Below are 26,109 nucleotides of genomic sequence, written 5' to 3'. Positions count from 1 at the left end.
AACTAGAGGTCTTCTGTTTCGGGCCTCTTTTTCAAAAAGCACGCTCTATTCGAAGACCTAACCAGGGGTGCAAAAGTACGAGGGTGTTCGTCGATTTCACTGCCTGGGTCAGTATCCTGCATGAAAGTGATAAAAGCGGGCACAAGATGCGCCCGCCTTTGGATATCATTCATTATTCAGGTAGTATGGTTCAAGTCTTATACCAAGGCCGGATGCCCCTGGTGTTGCTCTTTCCTGGCTTCCAACTCGGCGGTTTCGCGCTCCAGTTCCTCAGCGGTTTTGTCCACCAAGATGATCTCGGTCTTCTTGTCCCACCCGAACTTGGCCAGGATGCGGTCAAAGCCATAGTAGATGATGGGTACCACAATCAGGGTCAGGAACATGGAAGAACTCAGCCCGCCAATCAAAGCCCAGGCCAGACCGTTCTTGGTCGCGGCCACGGAACCGCCGGCTAAGGCAATCGGTAACATGCCAATCACCATAGCCAGGGTGGTCATCAAGATGGGGCGGAAACGGATGCGCACAGCCTCTACCAGGGCCTCTTTCACGTGATGGCCTTCCTTCTTCATCTGGTTCGTGAAGTCCACCACCATAATGGCGTTCTTGGCTACCAGACCAATCATCATGATAATCCCCAGGATGGAGAAGATGCTCAACGATTGGGCGGCCAGGGCCAGGGCCAGCAAGGCCCCAATGATGGCGAGCGGAATAGAGAACAATACCACCAGCGGATACACATAGGAGTCATACAGGGCCACCATAATCAGGTACACGAAGATGATGGACGCCAGCAAGGCAATCCCCAGCGTACCGAAACCCTCGCTCTGGTTTTTCAGGTCCCCGGCGTAGTCAATGGTCACACCGTTGGGTACTTTCACCTCGGCCATCTTGGCCTGGATGTCAGCACCCACCGACCCGGACGGACGTCCGATGACCTGTGAGTTCACGTTCAAAGACGTCACCCGGTTGGTGCGCTCCAACTGAGACGGTCCGGTAGACTGTTTCACATCCGCGAACTGACCCAGACGCACCACCTTGCCTTGGTTGTTGATGAAGGAAAGGTTGGCGATGTCGGTTACGTTGCGGCGGTCAAACTCATCTAGCCTAATGTTGATGTCATAGTCCTCGGTGCCGGAACGGAAGGTGGCGTCTGTGTTGCCGGAGAACGCCATCTGCATGCCGGCTCCCACGCTTTCCAGCGACATGCCTACGCTGGCCATCTTGTCGCGGTCCACAATCACCTCAATCTCAGGGTTACCGCCTTCCACGGATACTTCCACGTCTACGGTTCCTTCCACGCCTTCCACCACGTTGGTCACGCGCTTGGAGAAAGCAATTAGGGTATCCAGGTTAGAACCCGATAGCACTACCTGGATAGGCGCCTGGGCGTTTCCTACCAGACCTACCGGCACCGGGGAAACCTCCACGTTGGGCAGTCTGCTCTCAATATCGGCTTTGGCCTGACGGCTGAACTGCTGCGTGCTGAAGGACCGCTCTTTCACGTCTACCAGGGCCACCGAAAGTTCGGCCTGGTAGGCCGAGGTCTGGCCGGCCTGCGAGGAAGCCGTAGTCCCTACCGTGGTGAACACCCGGGATACCTCCGGAATGCCACGCAGGTATTCCTCCACCTGTTTGGTGGCGAAGTTTGTCTGCTCTACGGTAGAGTTCTTGGGCAATTCAAGCTGCAGGCTTACCTCCCCACGGTCACCGGCCGGGATAAACTCAGACCCGATAAATCCGAAGGGCACCAGCATGAACGAGGCTACCAACAGCAGCAAGGTCACCGCTAACGTGATAAACTTGTGGTTGAACGCCCACTTCAAGGTGTTGGTAAAACCATCGATGATGTTGTCCAGCTGACGCTCAAACCACAGGATGAAGCGACCGAACATATTCTTGTCAGACACGTGCTCCAGTTTGGAGAAGCGGCTGGCCAGCAGCGGAATCAAGGTAAAGGCCACGAAGAGCGATATCATGGTGGCCACGGCCACCACCACGGCAAACTGCCGCAAGATGTCAGACACCAGACCGGTAGACAGGGCAATGGGTACGAACACCACCACAATTACCAAGGTAATGGAGGTAACGGTAGCCATGATTTCCTTGATGCCGTCATAAGCGGCCTGCGCCGGGCTTTTGCCCATCTCCATGTGCCGGTAAATGTTCTCAATCACCACAATGGCATCATCCACCAGAATACCCACCACCAGCGAGAGCGCCAGCAAGGACATGAGGTTGAGCGAGTAGCCCAGCAGGAACATGACAATGAACGTGGCCACCAAGGAGGCCGGGATAGACACCATCACAATCACGGCGTTGCGAAGCGAGTGCAGGAACAAGAGCATCACCACAGCTACCAGGATCACGGCAATTACCAGGTCATGGATAACCGAGTCGGCGGCTTCCAGTGTAAAGTCTGAGCTGTCTGAGGCGATGTTGAATTTCAGGCCTTCTTTGGCGTAGATTTTCTCCAGGTTGGCCAAAGCGGCCTTGGTCTGGGCACTCACCTCCACGGCGTTCGCATCTGACTGCTTCTGGATGGTAATCCCCACCGAGGCCTTGGAGTTGATACGGCTCAGCACGTCCACGTCTTTCTGGGTATCCTGCACTTCGGCTAAGTCTGAGAGGCGCACCGTGCCTTTGTCATCAGATTTGATCACCAGGTTACGGAGTTGGTCCAAGTTCTGGTATTTCCCCGCCAACCGCAGCTGGGTCTGGCCGTTCTCGTTCTTGATTCTCCCGGTAGGGAAGTCCAGGTTGGAGTTCTTGATTTTCTGCTGCACCTGCAGGATGGAGATGCCGTAGGCTTCCAATCTGTCGGCTTTGATATTCACTTTGATCTCGCGCTCAGAACCCCCTAGGATCTTGATCTGGGCCATGCCGGGAACGCGGGAAAGTTCGGGCTTTATCTTTTTGTCAATCAGGTCGAAGAACTCGGTGGCCGGCATATTGGCTGTGGCCCCCATCTTGATGATGGGCAGGTCGTCAAAGTCAAACTTGTTCAGCGTGGGCGGGTCTGCGTCTTCAGGCAGACGGGACAGAATGGCGTTGATTTTGCGCTGGGCGTCCTGCAGGCTCAAGTCCACGTTAGTACCCTGGTTCAGCTGGATGGTGATGATGGAGAAACTCTCCAGGGAGGTTCCTTTCATCTCCTTCACGTTCTCCAGAGCGGAGAGGGCGTCCTCAATTTCCTTGGTTACGGAGTTCTCCACCTCGTTAGGGGAGGCGCCCGGGTACAGCGTGGTAATGGTCAACACCGGCGGGCTGAACTTAGGCAGCAACTCGTAGTTGAGGGAGTTATAGGAAACAACACCTAGTAGGGTGAGGACCGTGAAGACCACCACCACCAGGGTTGACCGCTGAATGGATACTTTGGTTATGTTCATTTTCTAAACTTCTTCTGTAAATAGAAAAGCGACTTTGCAATTACTTAAGGGCCGTCACCTGAATGCCCTCGCGCAGGTTGATCTGGCCACTGCGCACAACTTGCTCACCCGGCTCCACGCCTTCCAGAATCTCTACCTGGTCTTGGGTCACAATGCCCACTTTCACTTTGCGCAGGCTGGCTTTGTTGTTGTTCACCACCCATACGCTAGGGTCCTGGATGCTACCTACAATGGCCTCGCGGGGTAACAGAAGCGCGTCACGCTGGGCATTTACCGGGAAGAAAGCCGTGCCGTACATACCGGCGCGCAGGTTGTTGTTGGCGGTGTTCTTCACTTCAATCTCCACGTCAAACTTCAGGCTGGCGTCAGCGGCGGCGCCGATGGCGGTCACGGTACCTTCGTATTCCTGGGCACCGCCGGCATTGGCCGTCACTTTCACTTTCTGGCCACGGTTGATGAGCAACACCTCTGCCTCAGAAGCTTTCACGTTCAGTTTCAGGCGGTCCACATTCACGATGTCGTACATTTTGGTGCCGGCGTTCGCGTTCAGGTAAGAACCTACCTCAATGTACATCTCGTTGATCTCGCCGTTGATAGGCGCTGTTACGCGGGTGTTGGTTTGGTATTGGCGCGCGGCTACCAAATGGGCGCGGGTGGCGTTTACGTTGATCTGGGCTTCCTCTAATTGGCGCTTGGTCACAGCCTCACCGGCAATCAGGTTTTTCATGCGCTCCAGGTCTTTTAAGGCTTTCTGGTAGTTGGCTTGGGCAGTTACCAGGTTAGCGTTGCTGGTATTGTCTTCCACCTGTAGCAGCAGTTCGCCGGCGCGCACTTTGTCGCCTTTGCGCTTCAGCACGCGTTGGATCTGACCCGAAATCTCAGACACCAGCGTCAGGCTCTGCACCGGCTTGAAATTACCCTGGGCGGTAAACGACTTGTCCAGCTTGGCACTCTGCACGCTGGTTAACGTCACGGGAATAGCCTCGCTTTTGATCTCGGCCACCGCGGCCTTTTCCGTCATTTCCTGTTTGTTGTTGTTCAAGGTGTAAGCCACGGCGCCAATCAAGACAACCGCCACGAGGATATAAATCAGTTTTTTCATTTTTTTAGGAGTGTGCGTGCTTAGTTGATAAGGTTTTTGAGTTCGCCTCTGGCCCTGATGTAATCCAGCTGCGCGATTTTATGAGTAAGTCTGTCATTGTTCAGGCTGGTTTGCGCCACGCGTAGGGCGGCCTCGGCTTCCAGTAAATCAGTGAGCGGGGAGAGGCCTTCTTTGTAGAGGCTGTTGGTGGTGTTGTAGACCTCACGTGCCAGTTCCACGTTCCGTTCCTGGTTCTGGATGGCCAGTTGGCTGGTACTGATCTGCTTTAAGGCATTGTCTAAGCGCATCTGCGTGGCCAGCTCCAGGTTCTTCATGTCCAGTTCCACCCGGCTCACCTGCAGTTGCGCCTGCTTGATCTGGTTTTTGCGCTGGAAACCGTCAAAGATGGGAACGCTCAGCCGTACGCCCAGCACGAAGGTGTTGAACCAAGGTTTGGTGGTGTCAAAGAAGTTGAACTCATTGCGCTGCGCCTGGTAGGTGTACTGGCCAAAACCGGCCAGGGCAGGGTAGGCCCGGCCTTTGATGTTCTCCACGTTCAGGCCGTAGAGTTTCCCTTGCGTTTGCAGCAATTTGTAATCTACCCGCTGGCTCAGCACCTCACTGGCATCGGTAGAAAGCGGAAGCGCGGTAGAAGCCAAAGTGGTGGAATCAGCGATCTCAAAATCCTGCTCCATGGGCATGCCCATGAAGAATTTGAGGGCATTCTTCTGCTGCTCATAAGCGGCGGCCAGCGACTGCCGCTGGTTCTCCAGGTTGGTTCTGTTCACCGTGATGCGGCTCACGTCTACCTTCTTGGCGAAATCGTTCTTGTATTGCAGGGTCAGGATCTTCTCTAGCTGTACCAGGCGGTTGTAATTGGCCTCAATGGTGCCGAATTGCTCCTTGGTTTGCAGGGTCATCAGGTAGGCGGTGCTCACGTTGTAGATCACGTCTTCCTGGCTCATCTGCGTACGCAGGCGGTACAGGTCACGCGTGGTGGCGGCGGCTTCCAGCCCTACAAAGTAGGACTTGCTGAAGATCAGCTGGGAAAGCTCCAGGCCCCCGTTGGCGTTGTACTTGGTGCCGAACTGCACCGGAACCGTGGTGCCCGGTTTGCCTATGATCTCGCCCGGCAGGATCTGCGTGGGAATAGACGGGAATACGCTCAATTGGCCCACCCCATTCACCTGCGGTAAGCCAGAGCCCTTGGTTTCCTTGATTCTGTATTCGGCGCTTTCCTCGTCCAGCTGAGATTGTTTAATGCCGATGTTGTTGGAAGTGGCAAAAGTGAGGGCCTCCTGCAGGGAGAGTATTCTCCCTTGCGGCTGGGTTTGCGCATAACTAAACCTGGCTACCAAAGTGAGGAGCAAGCCTAGTAATAAGTGCTTCTTGTTCACGGTTTTATGAAAAGTAATTGGTTTGTGTATGTTTATTTGGTTCTGAAATAAAAGAACTAAACGGTTAAAAAAATTATTGATTCCTCTCTTTTAGCCACTTATGCATGAGCGCCGGAACCTCTCTGGAAAGAAACTCCAAAAACTCTATGCGCTCCAGCACCCTTTCGTTCATTTCAGGGTTTAACTGGCCTCTCAGTTCATTGGCCTGCCGCAGTAGTTTACTGAAGGCCAAAATAGATTCCATCTTGTTCAGCACCTCTTCATGCCAGTTCTCCAGCAAGGCCCCAAAATACCGTTTGCGGTCGCCTGAGTACGTGGTGTATTCAATGAGCCGCATCTGTTGGAGCAGTTGCAGGGCATTGCTGGTGGCGCTTTTGCTGATGTTCAAACTCTCCACAATCTCTTCGAAACTGAGGTGAGGCCGGTCTGAGACATAAAGCAACCCCATGATTCTGCCAGTCACGGGCGGAAACCCCTGCTGCTCATGGTAAATGCCTATTTTCTCAATGAGTTGTCTTTGTTCTTGCGTTAACTGTGCCACTATCGTCCCTTTCTTTTGTTTAAGAACACCACAAAGGTATACGTTAGTTTCTTTAGTTCATAATTTAGAGAACCAAATAAAAGATTTATTTTTGTCTATTCAAGGATAGCTTGTAATGGGCGGTAAATCAGGGTGATGTGGTTTGATAAAAGAGGGGGGGAGCCTTGGGTGGCTCTATTTTATAAGGCAAAGGTAAGGGTTTAGGGCCTCCTTTTTATAAAGAAGCCTAAAAAGAAAAAGGTGGCTGACTGCCTGGTCATGCGCCTGTAAATGCGGTCGGGTCAATGGGTGCAATCTAGCTTTCAGCCTCAGGTTGGCAGGTATTCCAGGGGCAAGGGCGGCCGAAGAAAAAAAGGTAGCTAAGGTTGGAAAAAAAAACTCCTGTTTCAGGGCCGTTTTTACGGAAACAGCCCTGAAACAGGAGGTCAGCAGAGGCCAATAGGTTTGGTTATTTCCCGTACCGGCCGCCAAAGAAGTCATTGGCGTTCCAGGTGGGGCGTTGGGCGGCTTGGGCTACCTGGTAGCTGATCAGGAAGTTCAGCTGCACGTAGCGGCGGCCGGCCTCAAAATCAAAGGAATCGTTCAGCTCGTCCTGCGGCTTGTGGTAGAACTCGGCGCGCCATACTTCCACCTTCTTGTTCAGGTTGTTCTGCCCGTCCGGCGTCTTGTTCCCGTATTTGATGTGCAGCGCCGGAATGCCCTGGGCCACAAAACTGAACTGGTCACTTCTGATAAACCGGTTCTGGTCCGGTTCAGGGTCTGCCTCCACGGCAATACCCAGATGCGCGGCGGCTTTGGCTACGGGTGCTTTCAACGAGGAATGCTCTGCCCCCAGGGCCACCGCTGAAAGAAGCGGGGCAATGATGGTGGGCATGTCGGTATTGATGTTGGCCACCAGGCTCTGCTTGGGTACGGTGGGATATTTGGCAAAGTAGGCCGAGCCCAGCAAACCCATTTCTTCGGCGGTGAGCAGCACGAACAGAAGCGACCGCTTGGGTTTCTGCTTTAACTGGGAATACACCCGGGCGATCTCCAGAACGCTGGCCACCCCAGAGGCATTGTCATGGGCGCCGTTGTATATTGAATCGCCCTTCACGGGCGCGCCTATGCCCATGTGGTCCAGGTGGGCGCTGTGCACCACAAACTCCTTCTGCAAGGTGGCATCTGCCCCCGTGATCTTGCCCACTACATTATAGGAGTCAAAGTCCTGGTAGGTGGAGGTGTAGCGGCTTTGCAGGCGGGCAGGCAAAGACGCCGAGGAAGGTTTGCCGTTCTTCAGGCTGGCTACCACCTGGGCGGTGTCAAGGCCGGCGCCTTGTAGCAGGGTCTGGAAGGTGGCCGCGTTGATGTACGCGAAGAGTTTGGACTGGTCAGAGACAAAGCTGCCGGAGGCCGCTACCTTTCCGTCAGAGGTCATGACGCTGTTCACGCCCCGGCTCAGATCTGGCACGGTGGCCCGGGCACTGGGGTTGTTGCTGCCAATGATCACCCCCACGGCCCCGTGGTTGACCGCATTCTGCAGAATAGAGGAAAAGTGCATGCTGGCGGCGGCTACTGTAGAGTGGAAATTTTTGGGCGCACCGCGCAGAATGACTACTACCTTGCCTTTCACGTCCAGGTTGGCATAGTCGTCATAGCCTACTTCGGGGGCCGTGATGCCGTACCCCGCAAAAACGAGCGGGGCCTCCAGGTTCACCTGCGGGTTCTGCGGGTTGGGGTAAACGGCGAAGTCTTTTCCTGGGACCAGGGCAGTGGTTTTGCCAGCCGAAGACAGGGAAAGGGTGGCGTCTTTGCCTGCGAAGGCTTTCCTGATTCGCACCTGTTGCACGTAGGTGCCGTTTTCACCGGCCGGTTGCACGCCCAGCCCTTTGAACTGCTGCACCACATAGTCCACGGCCATCTGGTAGCCAGGGGTGCCGGGTTGGCGGCCTTTCAGTTGATCATCAGCTAGATATTGGATATGCCCTTTCAGGGCTTGGGGTTTTACCGTTTCCAGGCTTTTGGTAACGTCTTTGTCCAGGGAAAGCTTTTGGGCGAACGTGGTACCTGACAACAGCAGGGCACCGCAGAGCAGAAGTTTATAGTTCATTTGTAAGAAAATAGAAATCAGGATAGAAGATTAGGGTTTGACGGCCTTGAGCCAGGCCTGGGCCATCAATTGGGCGCCGGCCAGGGTGGGGTGCACGCCATCATAGGTCCAGTACACGCCCGGCGCCTGTTTCTGCGCCTTTTCATACACGCTCTGATAGGGAACAAAGGCAGCGTTGAACTGGCGGGCCAGGTCGCGGGCGGCGTGCCGGTACGCGTCAAAAGCCGGAAACCATTTCTCGTCTACCGCCTTGATGTCTTTCACCGCGAAGGGTTCGCCCACGATGAGCTGCACGTCTGGGAGGCGCTGCTTGGTGCGGTCCAGCAAGGCCTTGAAATCTTGCTGATATGTTTGCAGGGTGCCTTTGTAGCCAGAGGAGAGGGTGTGCCAGAAGTCGTTGACCCCGATCAGGATGCTGAGCACGTCTGGTTTCAGGGCCAGGGTATCGGTTTCCCATCGCTCGGCCACCTGGTACACCTTAAAGCCACTGATGCCTTTGTTGTAGATCTTCAGGTTCTTCTGGGGGTGGGCGTGCAGCAGTTCGGCCGCGGCCAGCATGGCGTAGCCCCCGCCCAGGTTGCGGCTGGAGTTAACCTCCTGCGCCTCCCGGTTACGACCCGCATCAGTGATGGAATCCCCCTGAAAAAGCAGCACGCTGTCTTTTTTGAGGGTGACCGGCGCCTGCTTCTCGCCGGCGAGAGCCTCTGTGATAATGCCGGGAATGGATAGAGAGGCCATGCCGCCCAAAGCGGTGTGCTTCAGGAAACGGCGGCGGGAAGAATCAGAGGACGGTGCCATGGGAGGTATGGTTTAGGTGGGGAAATTACAAAAATAACTCAGAACCAACCGAACAAAAGACGGGCCCAGCAAGCCTTGCCCCAATGACCGTCTTTCGGGCCTCTTTTCCAGGAATCAGCCTTAAAATGCAGTTTACCAAGGCTATTCATTCTGGGCAGTTTCCGGGATGGGCGGTTTTGGGCCCGTTTTGCCAAAAAGAACCTTTAAACGCTGTGGTTTCTGCTGCTACCTGAGCGCCGGGGCAAAGGGTAAAAAAAATCCCTGCCACGATAGTGACAGGGAGGCAAAGAGGTGAAAGAGAGCAATATCTTCCGGTTTGGTTTTCTGCTGCCAGAGGAGCCGGAAGAGCTTGCTGTTTCTAACGATTACCCTGCGGCCGAACCGGAACCGGAATGGGTTGCAAGGTGGGGCCGGTTAATCTGGAGATCAAATTCTTTATCAACGTAGCAATGGAAGAAAGCGTGCTATTTTTCATGGTTCTTGTATTCTTGTAAGCTGTGAAATTTGTCAGGAGCGACCCCCTTACTGAAAAGGCGCCTGAAGTTCATAGAGCCTGGTCCCTCCCTTCTGTCTGTACCAACGACGAAACCTGCAATTGATTTTACGATAATAAAACAATAATGCCTAAAGTCAAAGCGTATTTCGTTTTCATATTTGTATCTACAACAATGGTGCCAACTGATATGTTCCTGCCTAAATAGGTTTTATTCCCAGCCCCACGCAGCGGCCAAGGCAAGGAAATGACCAAAACCGCCGTAATCCGGGTCTTTCAGCCATTTCATTTGCTGTTTTCCCTGATGGTAGGGTATTGGTTTTCTTTGCCTTTTTTTGTTCAAAGTTTAAGGCCTTCTCCACCTACAAAGAAGTTGGCCGGTTAAGGGACGGTTCTGGCCGTTAAAGGGTGGGGTTTGTCCGGTTGGGGTAGTTCTGGGGGAGGTGGTTCTTTTTCTGGCATCAGCTTTGCAAAGGGTCAAGAAAGCAGGGCAAGCCGCCCGGCCCCACTTGAAACGAAACCCTTAAAGAGAAACGAAAATGAAAAAGTATTTTGCCATGATGGCCTTAGGTCTGGCCGTAGCCGGAACTTCGTATGCCCAAACCACCCCCCAACGCGGACAGAAATCAGAGAACAGAACAGAGTACGGCCGGAAGGACAGAGGAGATTTCCGCCGGGGAGGAGAGAAACAGGAGAAGCTGACCCCAGAGCAGTGGGCCACCAAACGCACCGAGGTGCTGAGCAAAAAGCTGGACCTGAACAGCTCTAAAACCAGGAAGTTGCAGGAGTTGAACCTGAAGCACGCCCAGCAAAGGGAAAGCCTTCGCGGCCAATTAACCCAAAGTGGTGACCGTAGCCAGAAGCAGCAGCAACGCCAGCAGATGCAACAGCTTCAGGCCTCTTGGGACCAGGAATTCAAAAGCATTGTGAGTTCTAAGGAATACGCCAAATACCAAGAGGAGCGCAAGCAGATGCAGGCCAACCGTGGAGACCGCCACGAGAAAGAAGGTGGTAAAAACGGCCGTCTGAAAAAAGTCCGCAACAGCTAAAAGCAAATAACTCCCATATGGAAAGCAAGCCATCTGGCCTTCCTTCCCGAGGGGGAAGAATATAGTTGGAAAGCCTTGAGCCAACTCAAGCAGAATGTGAGAAAGTGGTTTTGGTCCTGGTTTATGAAACCAAGGCTAAAACCACTTTCTCTTGTCGTGGGGTGGCCAAGGGGGTTAGACGGCAGCGGGCAGAGTTACCCGGAAGGTGGTGCCTTTTTTCTCTTCGCTGTCCACCTCCAGTGATCCCCCGTGCCGCTCTACCAGTTGCCGGCAAATGTTCAGGCCCAAGCCGGTAGATTTTTCACCCTTCAGGCCGCGCCGGCGGGCCTTGGAGAAGCGGTCAAACAAGTGCGGCTTCAGTTTCTCAGGAATGCCAATGCCGTTGTCACTGACCTCCAGGTGCAGGGTCCTGTTTTTTTGCCCTACCCTGAGGGTGATGGAACCATTGGCCGGCGTGAATTTAACCGCATTGGAGACCAGGTTATTCATTACCCGGAAAAACCGTTCCTTGTTCAGGTGGGCGTACAGGGGCTCGGGCGGATGTTGGAGCTGAAGACTGCGGGTGCCTTGCAAGTGGGCTTGCCACTCCTGGTGCACGTGTTGCAGCAGGGCACAGAGGTCCAGCTTTTCCAGCGGTATGTCCTGCTGGTCGTCTTCGCGGGCCACGTACAGCAATTCATTGATGGTGTCCCTTGATGACTGGCAACTGGTCAGGATAAGGTCCAGGTATTTTTGCTCCTGCTCTGGCGTGCTGTTCTGTTTCTGGAGCAGCGAGATGATCATCTCAATGTTGTTGAAAGGGCTGCGCAGGTCATGCGCCACCACGCCTAGAATCTCAGACTTGGCCTGGCTAATCTCTTGTATTCGCTGGTTCTTTTTCTCAATCTCCTGCAATTGGATAAAGTGGGCCGCCCGGAAGCTGTACATAAAGCGGGAAAGCACAAAGAAGCACGCCATGATGAGGAAATTCAGGCAATGGTTCAGAAGGATTTGCTCAGTGCTTAAGTGACAGAACCGCAGCACCTGCGAGAAAACCGCTGTGGTAAGGCCCATCAGCACCAAGGTCTGGTAATATTCAAATTCCCAGAGAAAGGCCACGGTCACCAGTCCCAGCAGGTACATGGTCAAGGTGTTCTTGGGGTTGGACTGCGCAATGAACGTCACGCCCAGGCAACAAGACACGAAGACCAGGGCAAAAGCCAGGCACAACGCCTGCGCGAGCCAGGGCCGGAAGGAAAGGTCTTCCGCGGGGAAAAGGCTTTCTTGCAGGCACAGGAACAACGCGGAGGCGAAAACCAGGGCAATGTTCAGGCCCCTGAAGAACTGCACATGGGCTGTCTGGTTCAGGACCGGAAACAGGAGCGGCAAAAGCAGGATGCCACACGAAACGGTCATGGCCAGGTACCCCACCAGTTTAAGCTTTCTTAGATTCTGCCGGGCATACTCTTGCTGTAAAGCCGGAACGGAGGAATGCTGGGGCGCCGAAAAGAAGTAATAATCCAACGTAGTCTCTGGTATAGGGAAAGGGGCTTACTAGGGCCGGGGTGAAAGTCCAGTTGTTAAGGCCAAATGTACTCTATAGCATTTATATATAAATAATCTGAGCCTGGATTTTTCTGAGGAAGAGAACCGAAGCACCCTAGACATGATCTGGGGAAAGGTTCGTTATGATGGGCAGAGTCAGAGTGGTTTAACCATTCTTCCGCCCCGGACAAGGCACGCGCTGAAGGTGTGGGATTAAAATTTAAAAAGGACGTCTAAAACGCCCGGTTTTGGCAAGGTCTTTGGACTGCCACAAAAGAAAATAGTTTTCTTCATCTGTTCACCCAATTGAGTAGGAAACGTGATCTTTTTTCGCGCCGCTGCCCAACCTAACTACCCATTTTATGAAGACTTTTTTACGAAGCTTTTGGGGGCTGGGGGTACTTGCCCTCTTGTCTCTTACCCTGCTCAGAGTCTCTGAGGCGCAGGCCCGTCCGGGAGACCGCGTGTCTTTCCAGACCTTCTATGATGAACTGGACCCTTACGGCCGCTGGATCAACGACCCAGAGTACGGTTATGTGTGGTCGCCAGACGTAGAACGCGATTTTCAACCCTATGCCTCCCGCGGCCACTGGGTCATGACCGACTACGGCAACACCTGGGTGTCTGATTATGACTGGGGCTGGGCCCCCTTCCACTACGGCCGCTGGTACTATGATGATTTCTACGGATGGTTGTGGGTACCCGGCAATGAATGGGGACCAGCCTGGGTAGACTGGCGCCATACCGACGGTTACTATGGCTGGGCTCCCATGGGACCCCGAATCAACATTATAGTGGCTCCGGCCCGTTGGGTGTTTGTGCCGGTCATGTACATCACCAGACCGCGCATCTATTCTTACTGCGTGCCCAGAACGCAGGTGGTGAACATCTACCACCGCACCACCATCATCAACAACTACTATGAGCGCGACAACCGCCGCTACGTGTACGGGCCAAGAAACCAGGACATAGAGCGCGCCACCAACCGCCGAGTGAACGTCTACCGGGTTGACCATGACAGCCGGCCGGGCAGAACAGCGGTGGCCAATAACTCCGTGAGAATCTACCGGCCCGAGGTAAGTTCGCGCCGCCAGGAAACCCCTGCCCGCGTAGAGGCCCGCGACAACAGCATGACCCGTTCACGGCTTACAGACAGCAATGGACCTGCAGGCCGAAGCGACCGGAGCAGCAACATAGACAGAACCCGCACAACGGAAGGAGCCGGTTCTGCGCGCAGCCGCACCAGCCTGGAACCTTCTTCTGAGCAGCGGAGAACCACTGAACCCAGAACGGCCCGCACCAGAGAACGGCAAAGCGCCCAAACGGCTTCTCCGGCCCCCGCAGGAGAGGAGAATGCACCCGCCAGGACAGAAAGAACTGAGTTACCTGCCCGCACCAGAGAAGGCGGGGCCACCCGTACCCGTTCGGCCACCCAGGAAGCGGCTGGCCGGGCAGAAGAAGGGTATTCCCCCCGCAGAAGCGAATCCATTGAAGGAGGGTATTCTCCGCGCAGAAGTCAGGCAACGGAAGGAGGGTATTCGCCTCGTAGAAACCAGCCTGCAGAGCAAGGAGAATATTCGCCTCGCCGGAGCCAGAATGCAGAGCAAGGAGAGTACCGGCCATCTTCCCGCCAGGAATCTGGTTCCTCAGGACAGTATCGGCAACCGGTTCGTCAGGAGTCTGGTAGCGCGGAGCAATACCGGCAGCCGGCCACCCAGGAGTCGGGTTCTTCCGGGCAGTACCAACCGAGAAGCCGCCAGGTAGCGGCTCCTTCCCAGGAACCTGCCCAGCAGCGCACAGCGGCTCCCCGGCAGGAATCCTCTCCCACCAGGAGAGAAGGCAGCCGGAGTGGCCGAAACTAAACCGTTTTTGATTTAATGAATGATAGGAAAGCCGCACTTCTTTGAGGTGCGGTTTTTTTTGCCTGTTTTCGCATCGATTCTCCAAAAGAAGGCGCCTTTCCACTCCATAAGGAAAACCCTTAGCCACGCATGTTTTATAGGCCTTCAACGTAAATTCAAGGATGGAACGTGAACATAATAAAATGCCTGCGGGGACGACCTGCCCCAGCAGTGCAGGCATAAAGAAAAGCATTCAAAAATGAAGAAGGACCTCTGCTGCCCCTGGGTTCTCCTGTGCTGGTTAACTATCCCTAAGCAAAAGAGGAAGAACTAGAATCAAAGATTAGACGGTTTCTTGCGGATTTTCAGGTTAGGGAAATCCCCATCATTGCAGGAAATCATAGATCAATCCGTTTACTTTTTCTGGCTGTTCATGGTGGAGCCAGTGCGTTGCCTCTTCCAGGAACACAAGTTGGCCTTGCCGGCACTGGCCCATGCTGGGCAGGGCCAGTTCTGATCCAAGGAATGTATCCTGCTTTCCCCAGAGTAACAGAGTGGGCGTTTCCACTGGGTGACTTGCCTTCACGGGGTTGTATTTATAAGCGCGGTACCAATTGATCATCTTCTCTAAGGCGCCAGGCTGAGCCCAGGCCGCCTTGTAAGCTGCCATGTCTTGCGGGCTGAAGGTGCCAGGCAGGGCTGACCTTGTCATAATGGTTTCCAGGAGTTTGAAGTGGAAGGCGCTATTCAAGGCCTCGGGCGCCCAAGGCACCTGGAAAAAAAAGGCGTACCAACTGCGCAGCATCTGTCTGGGGTTATGCCGGAGGTGGTCATGTATGACAGCTGGGTGCGGCATGTTCAAAATCACCAATTTTTCCAGCAAGTCAGGGAAATGAAGCGCCAGGTTCCAGGCGACGCCGCCACCCCAATCATGCCCCACCAGGACTACTTTCTCCTGGGTGATTTGGGGAATAAGATCAACTATGTCCTGGGTTATCTGGTCAATGGTATATGCTTTTACTCCCTGTGGTTTGCTGCTGAGGCCGTAGCCCCGTTGGTCAGGAGCCACGGCCCTAAAACCTTTTTCGGCAAAGAACGCCAGCTGCTTTCTCCAGCCATACCAGAATTCGGGGAACCCGTGCAGGAAAAGAATGACTTTTCCGGTAGGTGAGCCAGCTTCTACGGTATGTAGCTCCATGCCATTGGTGCGGTAATACTTTTCTCTCGTTTCCATACTGGCTTCCTTCTCTAGGGTGTCTACGGAAATAAGGAAGGTCTTTCCATTTTACGCCAGATTTCAGGAAAACAAGCCGGAAAGAGAATTGGCAACGGCCCTGGCAGAGACACTCGTAGGAGCTGCGCACACTACGAGGTCAGGTTGAGTTTTAAGTCTTGAGTCATGAGTCTGATAAGGCTCACCGGGAATCATTACCAAACTGCAGAAGGACAAGTCTTCGCTATGAGTCAATCTGATGCCAGGAAAACATCTATGTTTAAAATCTTCTGTTTTTGCCACCTTTCCAGAAAATAATCCTCAAATCAACCTAATGGCACTTCCAAAGACCTCGTAGTGTGCGCAGCTCCTACGAGTGTCTCTGCCAAGGCCGTTGCCAATCTGTTTCCGCCCTCTTTTTCCCAAAACACCACACAAAGACAACCCACGCAAAAAGCCCCGCCTCACCCAAAAGGCAAGCGCAGGGCTTTATATGAAACAAATACGTGCTACTTGATACCAGCTACTTGATACGCCCTTAAAACAGCTGGTATTTAGACAATTCCTTAGAAGGTAACTCAGAGCTCCCCATCAGGTACACGTCTATGGCGCGGGCGGCTTCACGGCCGTCTGAGATGGCCCAGACCACCAGAGATTGGCCGCGGCAGGCGTCACCGGCCGAGAATACCCCCGGTACGTTCGTTTGCCAGTCGTTGAGCTTGAAGTTGCCGCGGCGGTCCAGTTCAAACTTGAAGTTGGCGGTGAAGGCCTCGTGTTCCGGGCGCTCATACCCGATGGCAATCAGTGCCAGGTCGCAGGGCAGGATGCGCTCGCTGTTGGGCTTTTCAGTGTATTCGCTCTGGTTTTTCCATTCCAGTTCCACCACGCGCAGGCCTTTCACGTGCCCGTTCTCATCCGCAATGAATTCCTTGTTGAGCCAGCCCCAACTCCGCTCACAGCCTTCTTCATGCGAAGAAGACGAGGAGAGGGTAACCGGTTCCTCGGGCCAGGGGTTATGCGGATGGCGGTCTGAACTGGGCATGTAGCGGTACTGCAGTTGGGTCACCGACTGGGCAAACTGACGATTGGCTGTACCCACGCAGTCTGAACCGGTGTCACCGCCGCCAATTACCAGCACATGTTTGCCCAGTGCGTTGATGTCCTGCTCCGTCGCAATAGCCGCGCCGTCTACCCGGCGGTTCTGCAGCCCCAGGTAATCCATGGCGAAATGGATACCTTTGAGGTGGTTGCCGGGTATAGAGATGGCGCGCGGTTTGGAAGACCCAATGGCCAGCAGCACGGCGTCAAATTTACGGTACAGCTTCTTGAGCGTGGTGTCTTGCCCAATCTTGCGGTTGTACTTGAACTTGATGCCCTCGGCTTCCAGAATGGCCAGGCGGCGGTCAATGGTCCACTTCTCCAGTTTGAAATCTGGGATACCGTACCGCAGCAAACCACCGGCTTTCTCGTCTTTCTCATAGATGGTCACCTTATGGCCGGCCTGGTTCAGTTGCGCGGCGGCAGCTAGTCCGGCGGGGCCGGAGCCTACCACGGCCACTTTCTTACCGGTGCGCTGCAACGGAGGGTTGGGTTTTACCAGGCCCAGCTCAAAGGACTTCTCAGCGATGGACTTCTCAATGTGCTCAATGGCCACGGCGGGCTTGTTGATGGACAAGACGCAACTGCTCTCACAAGGAGCCGGGCAGATGCGGCCCGTGAACTCCGGGAAGTTGTTGGTACTGTACAGCACCCTGATGGCCCGTTCCCAATCGCCTTCTGAGACCGCATCATTGAAGTCGGGGATGAGGTTACCCAAGGGGCAGCCGTTGTGGCAGAAAGGGATGCCGCAGTCCATGCAGCGGGTGGCCTGTATTTTCGTCTTCTCTTCCGGAAAAGGGAGGTTAATCTCGTTGGAGTCGTTTACCCGCACTTTAGGGTCGCGGGTGGCGGGCACCTCCCGGTGGTATTTCAAAAATCCGTCTGCTCTTCCCATTAGGCCAGTACTTTTTCGGTTTCCATTTCTTTCAATTGCAGGGCCTTCTTCAGGTCATGCGGCATTACTTTGATAAACTGTTGCTGGGTTTGCTCCCAGTTGGCCAGGAACTCCTGGGCCCGCACACTGCCGGTATAGGCCACGTGCTCCTGTAGTTTCTGCTCCATCCAGCGCAGGTCTTCGGCTTCAGGGGCTTCCAGGGCCACCATGTCCAGATTGCATTGCTCCAGGTAGCTGGGGTCTGGGGCGTAGAGGTAGGCCATGCCGCCGCTCATGCCGGCCGCGAAGTTCTTGCCTATCTCGCCCAGCACCAGCACCTTACCGCCGGTCATGTACTCGCAGCCGTGGTCGCCAATGCCTTCCACCACCGCCTCGGCGCCGGAGTTGCGCACGCAGAAGCGCTCCCCGGCCAGGCCGTTGATGTACACCTTGCCCGAGGTGGCTCCGTACAGCGCCACATTGCCTGTGATGATGTTCTCGTGGGCCATATATTGGCTTTCCTTGAACGGCTGCAGAATCAGTTTCCCACCCGACAAGCCTTTGCCCAGATAATCATTAGCTTCACCCATCAAACGGAACGTGATGCCCGGGGCCAGGAAGGCGCCAAAAGACTGTCCGGCAGAGCCGTAGAAGGTGGTTTTGAAGGAATCTTCCGGTAAACCATGCTTGCCGAAGGTGGTGGATATCTCATATGACAGCATGGTACCCACGGCGCGGTCTACGTTGTTGATGCGGTATTCCACCTCGGTGTTGCCTTTCTTCAGGTCTCTGATCAGCTTTTTGTCCAGGACTTTGGCAATCTCGTGGTCTTGCTCAATCTGCTTGTAGGTGCCCACATTACGGGGCGCGTACTCTTGGTACAGAATAGGGGACAGATCCAGGTTTTTCAGTTTCCAGTGGTTCAGGTCAGTCCTGATCTTCAGGATCTGCGACTGGCCCACCATCTCATTGATGGTTCTGAAGCCCAGGGAGGCCATGATCTGCCGCAATTCCATGGCCAGGAACGTGAACAGGTTCACCACGTGGTCTGGGTTACCGGTGAAGAGCTGGCGTAGTTCCGGATTCTGGGTGGCGATGCCCACGGGGCAGGTGTTCAGGTGGCACTTGCGCATCATGATACAGCCTTCAGCGATCAGGGCGGCAGTGGCCACCCCGTATTCCTCGGCGCCCAGCAAAGTAGCCACGGCCAGGTCATACCCGGTCAGGATCTTACCGTCGGTTTGCAGGGTCACGCGGCTGCGCAGGTTGTTCTTGATCAGGGTCTGGTGCGCTTCGGCTAAGCCGATCTCCCAGGGCAGGCCGGTGTGGCGGATAGAGCTCAGCGGGCTGGCTCCGGTTCCGCCGTCAGCGCCGGAGATCATGATGGCGTCTGCCTTGGCTTTGGCCACGCCCGAGGCAATGGTACCCACGCCGGCCTCGGCCACCAGCTTCACGTTGATGCGGGCTTTGGGGTTGGCGTTCTTCACATCAAAAATTAACTGCTTGAGGTCTTCAATGGAGTAGATGTCATGGTGAGGCGGTGGGGAGATCAAGCCTACGCCTGGAGTGGAGCAACGTACGCGGGCAATCCAGTGGTCCACCTTGTGGCCCGGTAACTGGCCGCCCTCGCCAGGCTTGGCGCCCTGCGCGATCTTGATCTGAATCTCGTCGGCGTTGGCCAGGTAATGGCTGGTCACGCCAAACCGGCCCGAGGCCACCTGCTTCACGCGGGAGCGCTCCGAGTCGCCGTTGGCATGTTTGATGTAACGCGCCTCATCTTCGCCGCCCTCACCGCTGTTGCTTTTGCCGCCAATGCGGTTCATGGCAATGGCCAACGTGCTGTGCGCCTCATGCGAGATAGACCCAAACGACATGGCCCCCGTAGCGAAGCGTTTCAGAATAGCGGTTACCGGCTCCACCTCCTCCAAGGGCACCGACTGCCGCTTCCGGAACTCAAACAGGTTGCGTAGCGTGATGGCCGTTTTCTGCTGGTGTTCCCGGATTGACCGCGAATACTCCTTATATAACAGGAAGTCGTTGAGCCGGGTGGATTTCTGCAGCAGGTGGATCACCTTGGGCGTGAGTAGGTGCTCTTCGCCGTCGCGGCGCCACTGGTAGAAACCACCGGACTCCAGCAGGTTCTCCAGGTCTAGGTACGCGCTCTGGTGCTTGGTAAGGGCCTCCCGTTCCAGATCCTCAAAGTTGAGGCCTTCCAGGCGGTTGGTGGTGCCTTTAAAACACTTCTCAATCACTTCCTGGCCCAGCCCCAGAATCTCAAAGATCTGGGAGCTTTGGTAACTCTGCAGCGTACTTATGCCCATTTTGGACAGGATCTTGAGCAAGCCGTTGTCTACCGCGGTAATGAAGTTCTGGAAATAATGGGTGTACGGCTTCGCGTTGTCCAGCTTCTGCTGGTCATGCAGGCTCTTGATGGTGTCATAGATCAGGAACGGATACACCGCGCTGGCCCCGTACCCGATGATAGTGGCGAAATGGTGGGTTTCCCAGGCATCACCGGCTTCTACCACCAGCCCTGCCTTGGTTCTGATGCGTTTCTCCACCAGGTGGTGGTGCACCGCGCCCACTGCCAGCAAAGACGGAATAGCTGCGCGCTGTTCCTCTACGTTGCGGTTAGAGATAATCAGGATTTTCTTGCCTGCCCGCACCGCGGCTTCGGCCTCTTGGCAGATGCGGTCAATGTCGCGCTGCAGGTTACCGGTTTCCCGGGTAGAGAAGGTAGCATCCAGCAGTTCGTGCTCAAAGCCCTCTTCTTTCAGGAACACCAGCTTCTGGAATTCCACGGGGTCCATGACCGGCTGCGAGATATGGATTTGGCGCACGTGCGCCTCGCTTTCATCTAAAATGTTCAGTGATTCGCCCACGCGGGTGAACAGCGACATCACCAACCGTTCCCGGATGGAGTCAATGGGCGGGTTACTCACCTGCGCGAAGAACTGCTTGAAGTAATTGGATACGTGCTGGCTGTGCTGCGAGAGCACCGCCAACGGGGTATCTGATCCCATGCTGCCCACCGGTTCATAACCCGTTGCCGCCATGGGTTCTACCAGCATCTTCAGGTCTTCGCGGGTGTAGCCGTAGGCTTTCTGGCGCTGCCGAAGTTCTTCTGGTGAGCAAGGCTGCAGCAGCACTTTCGGCTCTGGGCGCAGGCGCAGTTTGATCCGGTTTTTCTGAATCCAGTCAAAATACGGCTTGTCATTGCACACCAGCTGCTTGATCTCCTCGTCCTCATATATCCTTCCCTGGGAGATATCCGCGAGCAGCATCTTGCCGGGTTGCAGGCGGCCGCGCTTGATCACGTCTTTGGGGTCTACGCACAGCGCTCCCGCCTCAGAGGCCATGATAAGCCGGCCCTGTTTGGTGAGGCAGTAACGTACAGGGCGCAGGCCGTTGCGGTCCAAAGTAGCGCCAATCTGGGTGCCGTCGGTGAAGAAGAGGGCGGCCGGGCCATCCCAGGGCTCCATAAGCGAGGCATGGAATTTATAGAACGCCTTTTTATAGGTGTCCATGTGCGCGTTGTTCTGCCAGGCCTCGGGCACCAGCATCATCATCACGTGCGGCAGCGGCCGGCCAGAGAGCGTAAGCAGTTCCACTAGGGCGTCCAGGTTGGCAGAGTCTGAATCTTCTGGGTTGGTGATGGGGATCAGCCACTGCATCTCCTCTGGGGTGAACAGAGGCGAGGACATGAGTGCTTCCTTGGACTTCATCTTGTTCACGTTGCCCCTGATGGTGTTGATCTCGCCGTTGTGCGCGATAAAGCGGAAGGGCTGGGCCAGGCGCCAGTTAGGGAACGTGTTGGTGGAGAAGCGCGAGTGCACCACCGCCAGCGCCGACTTGAACTCAGGGTGGCGCAGGTCATGGTAATAGCGTTCCAGCTGGTCGGTTTTGAGCTGACCTTTGTAAATGATGGTGCGCGAAGAGAAGGAGGCAATGTAAAAGGTGCCGTTCTCGCCGCGCACGCTCTTGCGGGTCTCATTGCTGATGAGGTTGCGCAGCACGAACAATTTGCGCTCCAGGTCCTCGCCCTGAATGGTGGGGTCTACCGGCTGCACAAACACCTGCTCTATGTAGGGTTCCACTGCTTTGGCGCCGTGGCCGGGTACCTGGCCATTCACGGGCACCAGGCGGTACCCAATGAGGCTGAGGCCCAGCTTGCGCAGGCAGTTGTTCAAGACTTTACGTGACTTCTCGCGTACCTCGTACACCGAGGGGAAAAACACCATGCCTACGCCATAGCTCCCTTGGGCCGGAAGGGTAATGGCGAACTCGGCTAGTTCTTTCCTGAAAAACTCATGGGGGAGTTGTACCAAAATACCGGCGCCGTCTCCCGTCTCGGGGTCACTGCCGGTAGCCCCACGGTGCTCCATGTTCTTGAGCATGGTCAACGCGTCTTTTACCGCGGCGTGGGTTTTCTGACCATCTAAATTAACCACACATCCAACACCGCAAGCGTCGTGCTCTAATTCGGGCGTGTAAAGCCCTTTACCAAATTCGTCGGCCTGATTCATTCCTTTGTTTGTTCGTTCGGGTAAGGGTGAATCAGGAAATTGGAGAAAAAAACTCAATAAATCAACCCTTATTTTGAAAAATTTATGCAAAACAAGCGTTAGGTTTGATGAATTATAATATAAATTATCGAATCGTTGAAGTTATGTTATTTCTAATCCTTTTGGTATAGCCTGTGTTGTGAATCTCATAATGGGTGTGAAATGAAAAATTTAACTAAGTAACGGTCTGAGAGTCAGGGCAGGGCAACTGCGGGAGGAGAAAGAAAAGCTTTGGGAGAAGGAACAGGTTTTTCTGCTGTTTTGGGAAAATAACGGTAAAAACGCAGCTAGTACAGACCAAAAGAGCGCCTTTTTAAACCCAGGTAGAAGCAAAAAAAGCCAGAGAGCCCGTTTTTCAGGTACTTTCTGGCTTTTGGGTAAAAAACAGGGGGGTTATACGTTGGCCGCTTCCTTGGCTCGCTCTAACAGATACAGCAGCACCAGGGCCAGCAGGTTGACTGCCACAAACGACGCCCCGGTGTGGGTGCCCACGCTGAAGGTGAAAGAAGAAAGGGAGAACTTGAGCTTGAACACCCAGCTCGTCAGAAAATCTACTCCCACGCCCACCTTGAGGCCTGCCACATAGTTATACGCCAAACCGGTCACCCCGAAGCTGAAGACCTGCAAGATCTGGTTCGCCAGGGAAAAGAGGAACGCCTGCCGGGTAACCTGGAACAGCAGAAAGCCGCACAGAATAGAGAAGGTATAGAGCACGGCCGCCAGCACAATCCCCACCCAGGTAGAGGTAGAAGGCTGCTGCAAGGCCGGAATCATCTTCAGGCAAAGGCCCAGGCCCACCAGTCCCCCGGCCAGTTGGTACAAGGCCAGAAAAAGCACCAGGGGTGTGCGGCCCTGGACCGAGTTTTTTTGACGTGTTTTCATAAAAAGAGGCTCTAAATCTAGTAAAAAGCCCTGGCATTAGGGGCCAGGGCTTTTCTATAAAGGAAGTGACGCTACTTACACTTCATGGTCATAGTCAATACCACCGTGCTTTTCGCGCAGCTCGGCCAGGCCTTTTTTACCGTAGGCCAGGCGCGTGATCACCACGTACAACACCGGTACAATAAAGATAGCCAGGAACGTAGCGGCCAACATACCGCCAATCACCACCCAGCCAATGGTCTGGCGGGAAACGGCGCCCGCCCCTGAGGCCAGTACCAACGGCACAACCCCCAGAATAAAGGCCAGCGAGGTCATGATGATCGGCCGTAGGCGGAGGCGTACCGCCTCAATGGTGGCTTCAACCAATTCCATGCCGCGGTCAACCCGCTCTTTGGCGAATTCCACAATCAGAATGGCGTTTTTAGCGGCCAGGCCAATGAGGGTGATCATCCCGATCTGGGCGTACACGTTGTTGTCCAGCTTGGGCAGGAACGTCAAGGCTAAGATGGCGCCAAACATACCCAACGGAATGGCAAACAGGATGGAGAACGGCACCGACCAGCTTTCATAGAGAGCAGCCAGCAGCAGCAGCACCAGCAAGATAGACAGCGCGAAGATGTACACCGTGCTGTTGCCTGCCGCCAGTTCCTCACGACTCAAACCAGAGAAGTCATAGCCGTACCCGGCGGGCAAGGTCTGGGCTGCCACTTCTTCCAGCGCCGCTAAGGCCTGGCCGCTACTGTAGCCTGGGGCCGCGCTTCCTGAGATCTCCACAGACCGGAACAGGTTGTAGTGCGAGATAACAGCGGGGTTCTCTACTACTCTGGTAGACACCACGGCACTCAAAGGCACTGATTCACCCAGGCGGTTGAGCACGTAGAACTGGTTCAGGTCTTTGATGTCCATCCGGAAGGAGGTATCTGCCTGGGCTACTACCCGGTAGTTACGGCCGTAGCGCGTGAAGTCATTGATGTAGCGGCTCCCCATGTAAGAAGACATGGTAGAGAAGACATCGCTGAGGTTCAGGCCCAGTTTCTTTACTTTCTCGCGGTCCACGTCTACGTGGTAGCCGGGGGTGCGGGTGTTGAAGAAACTATAGGCCATGGCGATCTCGGGCCGTTGGTTCGCGGCCATCAGGAACTCACCCATCACCCGCTCCATGTCTTTGATGTCACCTGCAGAGCGTTGCTCCAGCATGAAGCTGAAACCACCAGATTGCCCCAGACCCGGAATGGCCGGCGGAGCCACCACAATGATGTTGGCTTCCTTGATGGCGGAGAAGCGCTTGTTCAGATCTGCCATCACGCCCTGCAACTGCATAGACTCTTCCTTTCTCTCGTCCCAGGGTTTCATCTGCACAAAGAAGGTACCGCTGTTGGACTTGAACGAGAAGTTGATGGCATTCAAACCGGAGATGGAGGTCGCGTTCTGAATAGCCGGTACTTCTTTAATGATGCCCGACATCTTCTCCAGCACCGCCTGGGTTCTGGTAGCCGAGGAGCCTTCCGGTAATTCCACCGAGATGAAAAGGCGGCCCTCGTCTTCCGTAGGGATAAAGCCGGTAGGTTTATTCGCGAACAAGCCCACCGTGCCCACATACAGGCAGACCAGCAGGATCAAAGCCAGCGGCGCGGCTTTGATGGATTTGCGCACACCCACCGAGTAGGACTCCGTGGTTCTGGCAAACCAGTTGTTGAATTTGTAGAAGAACTTGTTCAAGCCCCTGGATTCGCGGTTCACGTTCATGGGGCGCAGCATGAGCGTACAAAGCGCTGGGGTAAGGGTAAGGGCCACAAACGCGGAGATCAGCACCGAGATGGCGATGGTGATGGCGAACTGCTGGTACAGCCGGCCCACGATACCCGGTATAAAGCCCACCGGGATAAACACCGCCGCCAAGATCAGGGCAATGGCAATCACCGGCGCCGTGATGTCTTTCATGGCCTTTCGGGTGGCCTCCTTCGGCGAAAGCCGCTCATGGTCAATGTAATGCTGCACCGCTTCCACCACCACAATGGCATCATCTACCACAATACCAATGGCCAGTACAAACCCAAAGAGAGTCAGGGTGTTGATGGTAAAGCCCAGCGGAATGAAGAAGATGAAGGTACCAATGATAGACACGGGAATGGCCAGAATTGGAATCAGGGTAGCCCGCCAGCTCTGCAGGAACAGGAACACCACAATGATTACCAGAACCAAGGCCTCCAACAGGGTCACGATTACCTCATTGATAGATACCTCTACCACCGTCACCGACTCAAACGAGACAATGTAATCCACGTCGGCGGGGAAGGATTTCTTCATCTCCGCCAGGGTGGAGTAGATGCCTTCGGCGGTAGCCACCGCGTTGGAGCCCGGCGACTGGTAGATCAGCATCATGGAGGCCGGGTTTCCGTTGATGGTGGCTTGGCGGCCATAGTCAAACTGACCGAACTCCACGCGGGCCACATCTCTCAGGTACACCAAAGAACCGTCCTCGGGGTTGGTGCGGATGATCACGTTCTCAAACTGCTCTTTGGTCACCAGACGGCCACTCACCGTGATGGGGTACTGGAAGGCCTGGGTGTTGTACTGCGGCCGGGCACCCACGGTACCGGCGGCCACCTGCATGTTCTGTTCCTGAATGGAAGCCACCACCTGGTTCGCGCTCAGTCCATACTGGGCCATCTTGTCGGGCTGCAGCCACAGGCGCATACTGAAGTCCTGGCCAATGGCGGTCACGTCACCCACCCCCTGCACGCGCAGCAACGCGTCTTTCACATAGATGTTGGCGTAGTTGTCCAGGTATTGGACGTTGTGGCTTTTATTGGGCGAGTAAATCCCGATCACCATCAAGATGCTGGGGTTCCGCTTCCGGACAGTTACCCCTAAGCGGCGTACTTCCTCCGGCAGGCTGGGCTCTGCGATACTGGCCCGGTTCTGCACGTCCAGGGTGGCAATGTCAATGTCGGTGCCCACCTCAAAGGTCACGGTCATGTTCATCTGGCCGGTACTGGTGTTGGTAGAGGTGAGGTAAGCCATGCCGGGGCTACCGTTGATCTGGGTTTCAATGGGCGTGGCCACCGTCTGCTCCACGGTCTGGGCATCTGCCCCCGTGTAATTCGCTGACACTGACACCGTAGGCGGAGAAATGTCAGGGTACTGGGTGACGGGTAAACTCATCATAGCCAGGGTACCTACCAACACGATCACAATGGAGATCACGATGGAAGTAACGGGCCGTCTTATAAATACATCAGATATCATACTGTTTCTGAAAAAGCTGCTTTAAACGT

At 54.9% G+C, this 26,109-nt stretch carries 14 protein-coding genes; 2 read left to right on the top strand and 12 right to left on the bottom strand.

Annotated elements, in window-relative coordinates:
* Window positions 1-197: 197 nt before the first annotated feature.
* The 6 genes from FOE74_RS19955 to FOE74_RS19930 form a co-directional block, all read right to left on the bottom strand.
* Complete coding sequence (locus FOE74_RS19955) at window positions 198-3,386, bottom strand: efflux RND transporter permease subunit (RefSeq protein WP_149100402.1); 3,189 nt, start codon at window positions 3,384-3,386, stop codon at window positions 198-200.
* Window positions 3,387-3,426: 40 nt separating this feature from the next.
* Entirely contained in the window at window positions 3,427-4,488 is a 1,062-nt protein-coding gene (locus FOE74_RS19950) for an efflux RND transporter periplasmic adaptor subunit (RefSeq protein WP_149100401.1), read from the bottom strand.
* Window positions 4,489-4,508: 20 nt separating this feature from the next.
* A complete protein-coding gene (locus tag FOE74_RS19945; protein ID WP_149100400.1) occupies window positions 4,509-5,864 on the bottom strand; it encodes a TolC family protein in 1,356 nt (451 codons plus the stop codon).
* 73 nt (window positions 5,865-5,937) lie between these two features.
* Window positions 5,938-6,405 carry a GbsR/MarR family transcriptional regulator gene (locus FOE74_RS19940; RefSeq protein ID WP_149100399.1) on the bottom strand — a complete coding sequence of 156 codons (468 nt, stop codon included), beginning with the start codon at window positions 6,403-6,405 and terminating at the stop codon, window positions 5,938-5,940.
* A 448-nt stretch (window positions 6,406-6,853) separates the two neighbouring features.
* Entirely contained in the window at window positions 6,854-8,494 is a 1,641-nt protein-coding gene (locus FOE74_RS19935) for a M28 family peptidase (RefSeq protein ID WP_149100398.1), read from the bottom strand.
* A 30-nt stretch (window positions 8,495-8,524) separates the two neighbouring features.
* The gene (locus FOE74_RS19930; RefSeq protein ID WP_149100397.1) at window positions 8,525-9,292 is read right to left on the bottom strand and encodes an SGNH/GDSL hydrolase family protein; all 768 of its coding nucleotides are present in this window, start codon (window positions 9,290-9,292) and stop codon (window positions 8,525-8,527) included.
* Between the two features lie 1,032 nt (window positions 9,293-10,324).
* On the opposite strand from FOE74_RS19930, the gene FOE74_RS19925 reads away from it, so the two are divergent.
* Window positions 10,325-10,834, top strand: coding sequence for a hypothetical protein (locus tag FOE74_RS19925; protein ID WP_149100396.1), 510 nt, complete (start codon window positions 10,325-10,327; stop codon window positions 10,832-10,834).
* A 174-nt stretch (window positions 10,835-11,008) separates the two neighbouring features.
* On the opposite strand, the gene FOE74_RS19920 is transcribed toward FOE74_RS19925, so the two are convergent.
* Window positions 11,009-12,337, bottom strand: a complete 1,329-nt coding sequence (locus FOE74_RS19920; RefSeq protein ID WP_149100395.1) for a sensor histidine kinase — start codon at window positions 12,335-12,337, stop codon at window positions 11,009-11,011.
* A 383-nt stretch (window positions 12,338-12,720) separates the two neighbouring features.
* On the opposite strand from FOE74_RS19920, the gene FOE74_RS19915 reads away from it, so the two are divergent.
* Window positions 12,721-14,220 (top strand): DUF6600 domain-containing protein, encoded by a 1,500-nt coding sequence (locus FOE74_RS19915; RefSeq protein ID WP_149100394.1) that lies wholly within the window; start codon window positions 12,721-12,723, stop codon window positions 14,218-14,220.
* A gap of 364 nt (window positions 14,221-14,584) precedes the next feature.
* Here FOE74_RS19915 and FOE74_RS19910 read toward each other — a convergent pair whose 3' ends face one another.
* The 5 genes from FOE74_RS19910 to FOE74_RS19890 all read right to left on the bottom strand — a co-directional run bounded on the left by FOE74_RS19910 (window position 14,585) and on the right by FOE74_RS19890 (window position 26,080).
* Complete coding sequence (locus tag FOE74_RS19910) at window positions 14,585-15,433, bottom strand: alpha/beta fold hydrolase (protein ID WP_149100393.1); 849 nt, start codon at window positions 15,431-15,433, stop codon at window positions 14,585-14,587.
* 517 nt (window positions 15,434-15,950) lie between these two features.
* The gene (locus tag FOE74_RS19905; protein ID WP_149100392.1) at window positions 15,951-17,405 is read right to left on the bottom strand and encodes a glutamate synthase subunit beta; all 1,455 of its coding nucleotides are present in this window, start codon (window positions 17,403-17,405) and stop codon (window positions 15,951-15,953) included.
* Window positions 17,405-21,910, bottom strand: coding sequence for a glutamate synthase large subunit (gene gltB, locus FOE74_RS19900; RefSeq protein WP_149100391.1), 4,506 nt, complete (start codon window positions 21,908-21,910; stop codon window positions 17,405-17,407). Before gltB ends, FOE74_RS19905 begins: the two co-directional genes overlap by 1 nt.
* A 432-nt stretch (window positions 21,911-22,342) precedes the next feature.
* Window positions 22,343-22,831, bottom strand: a complete 489-nt coding sequence (locus tag FOE74_RS19895; protein WP_149100390.1) for a hypothetical protein — start codon at window positions 22,829-22,831, stop codon at window positions 22,343-22,345.
* A 75-nt stretch (window positions 22,832-22,906) separates the two neighbouring features.
* Window positions 22,907-26,080 (bottom strand): efflux RND transporter permease subunit, encoded by a 3,174-nt coding sequence (locus FOE74_RS19890; protein WP_149100389.1) that lies wholly within the window; start codon window positions 26,078-26,080, stop codon window positions 22,907-22,909.
* Window positions 26,081-26,109 lie beyond the last annotated feature (29 nt).

Source organism: Rufibacter glacialis, assembly GCF_008271745.1.
Lineage (GTDB): Bacteria > Bacteroidota > Bacteroidia > Cytophagales > Hymenobacteraceae > Nibribacter > Nibribacter glacialis.
The sequence above is the reverse complement of the archived record's forward strand: the minus strand, read 5'-3'. Positions and strand labels throughout refer to the sequence as shown.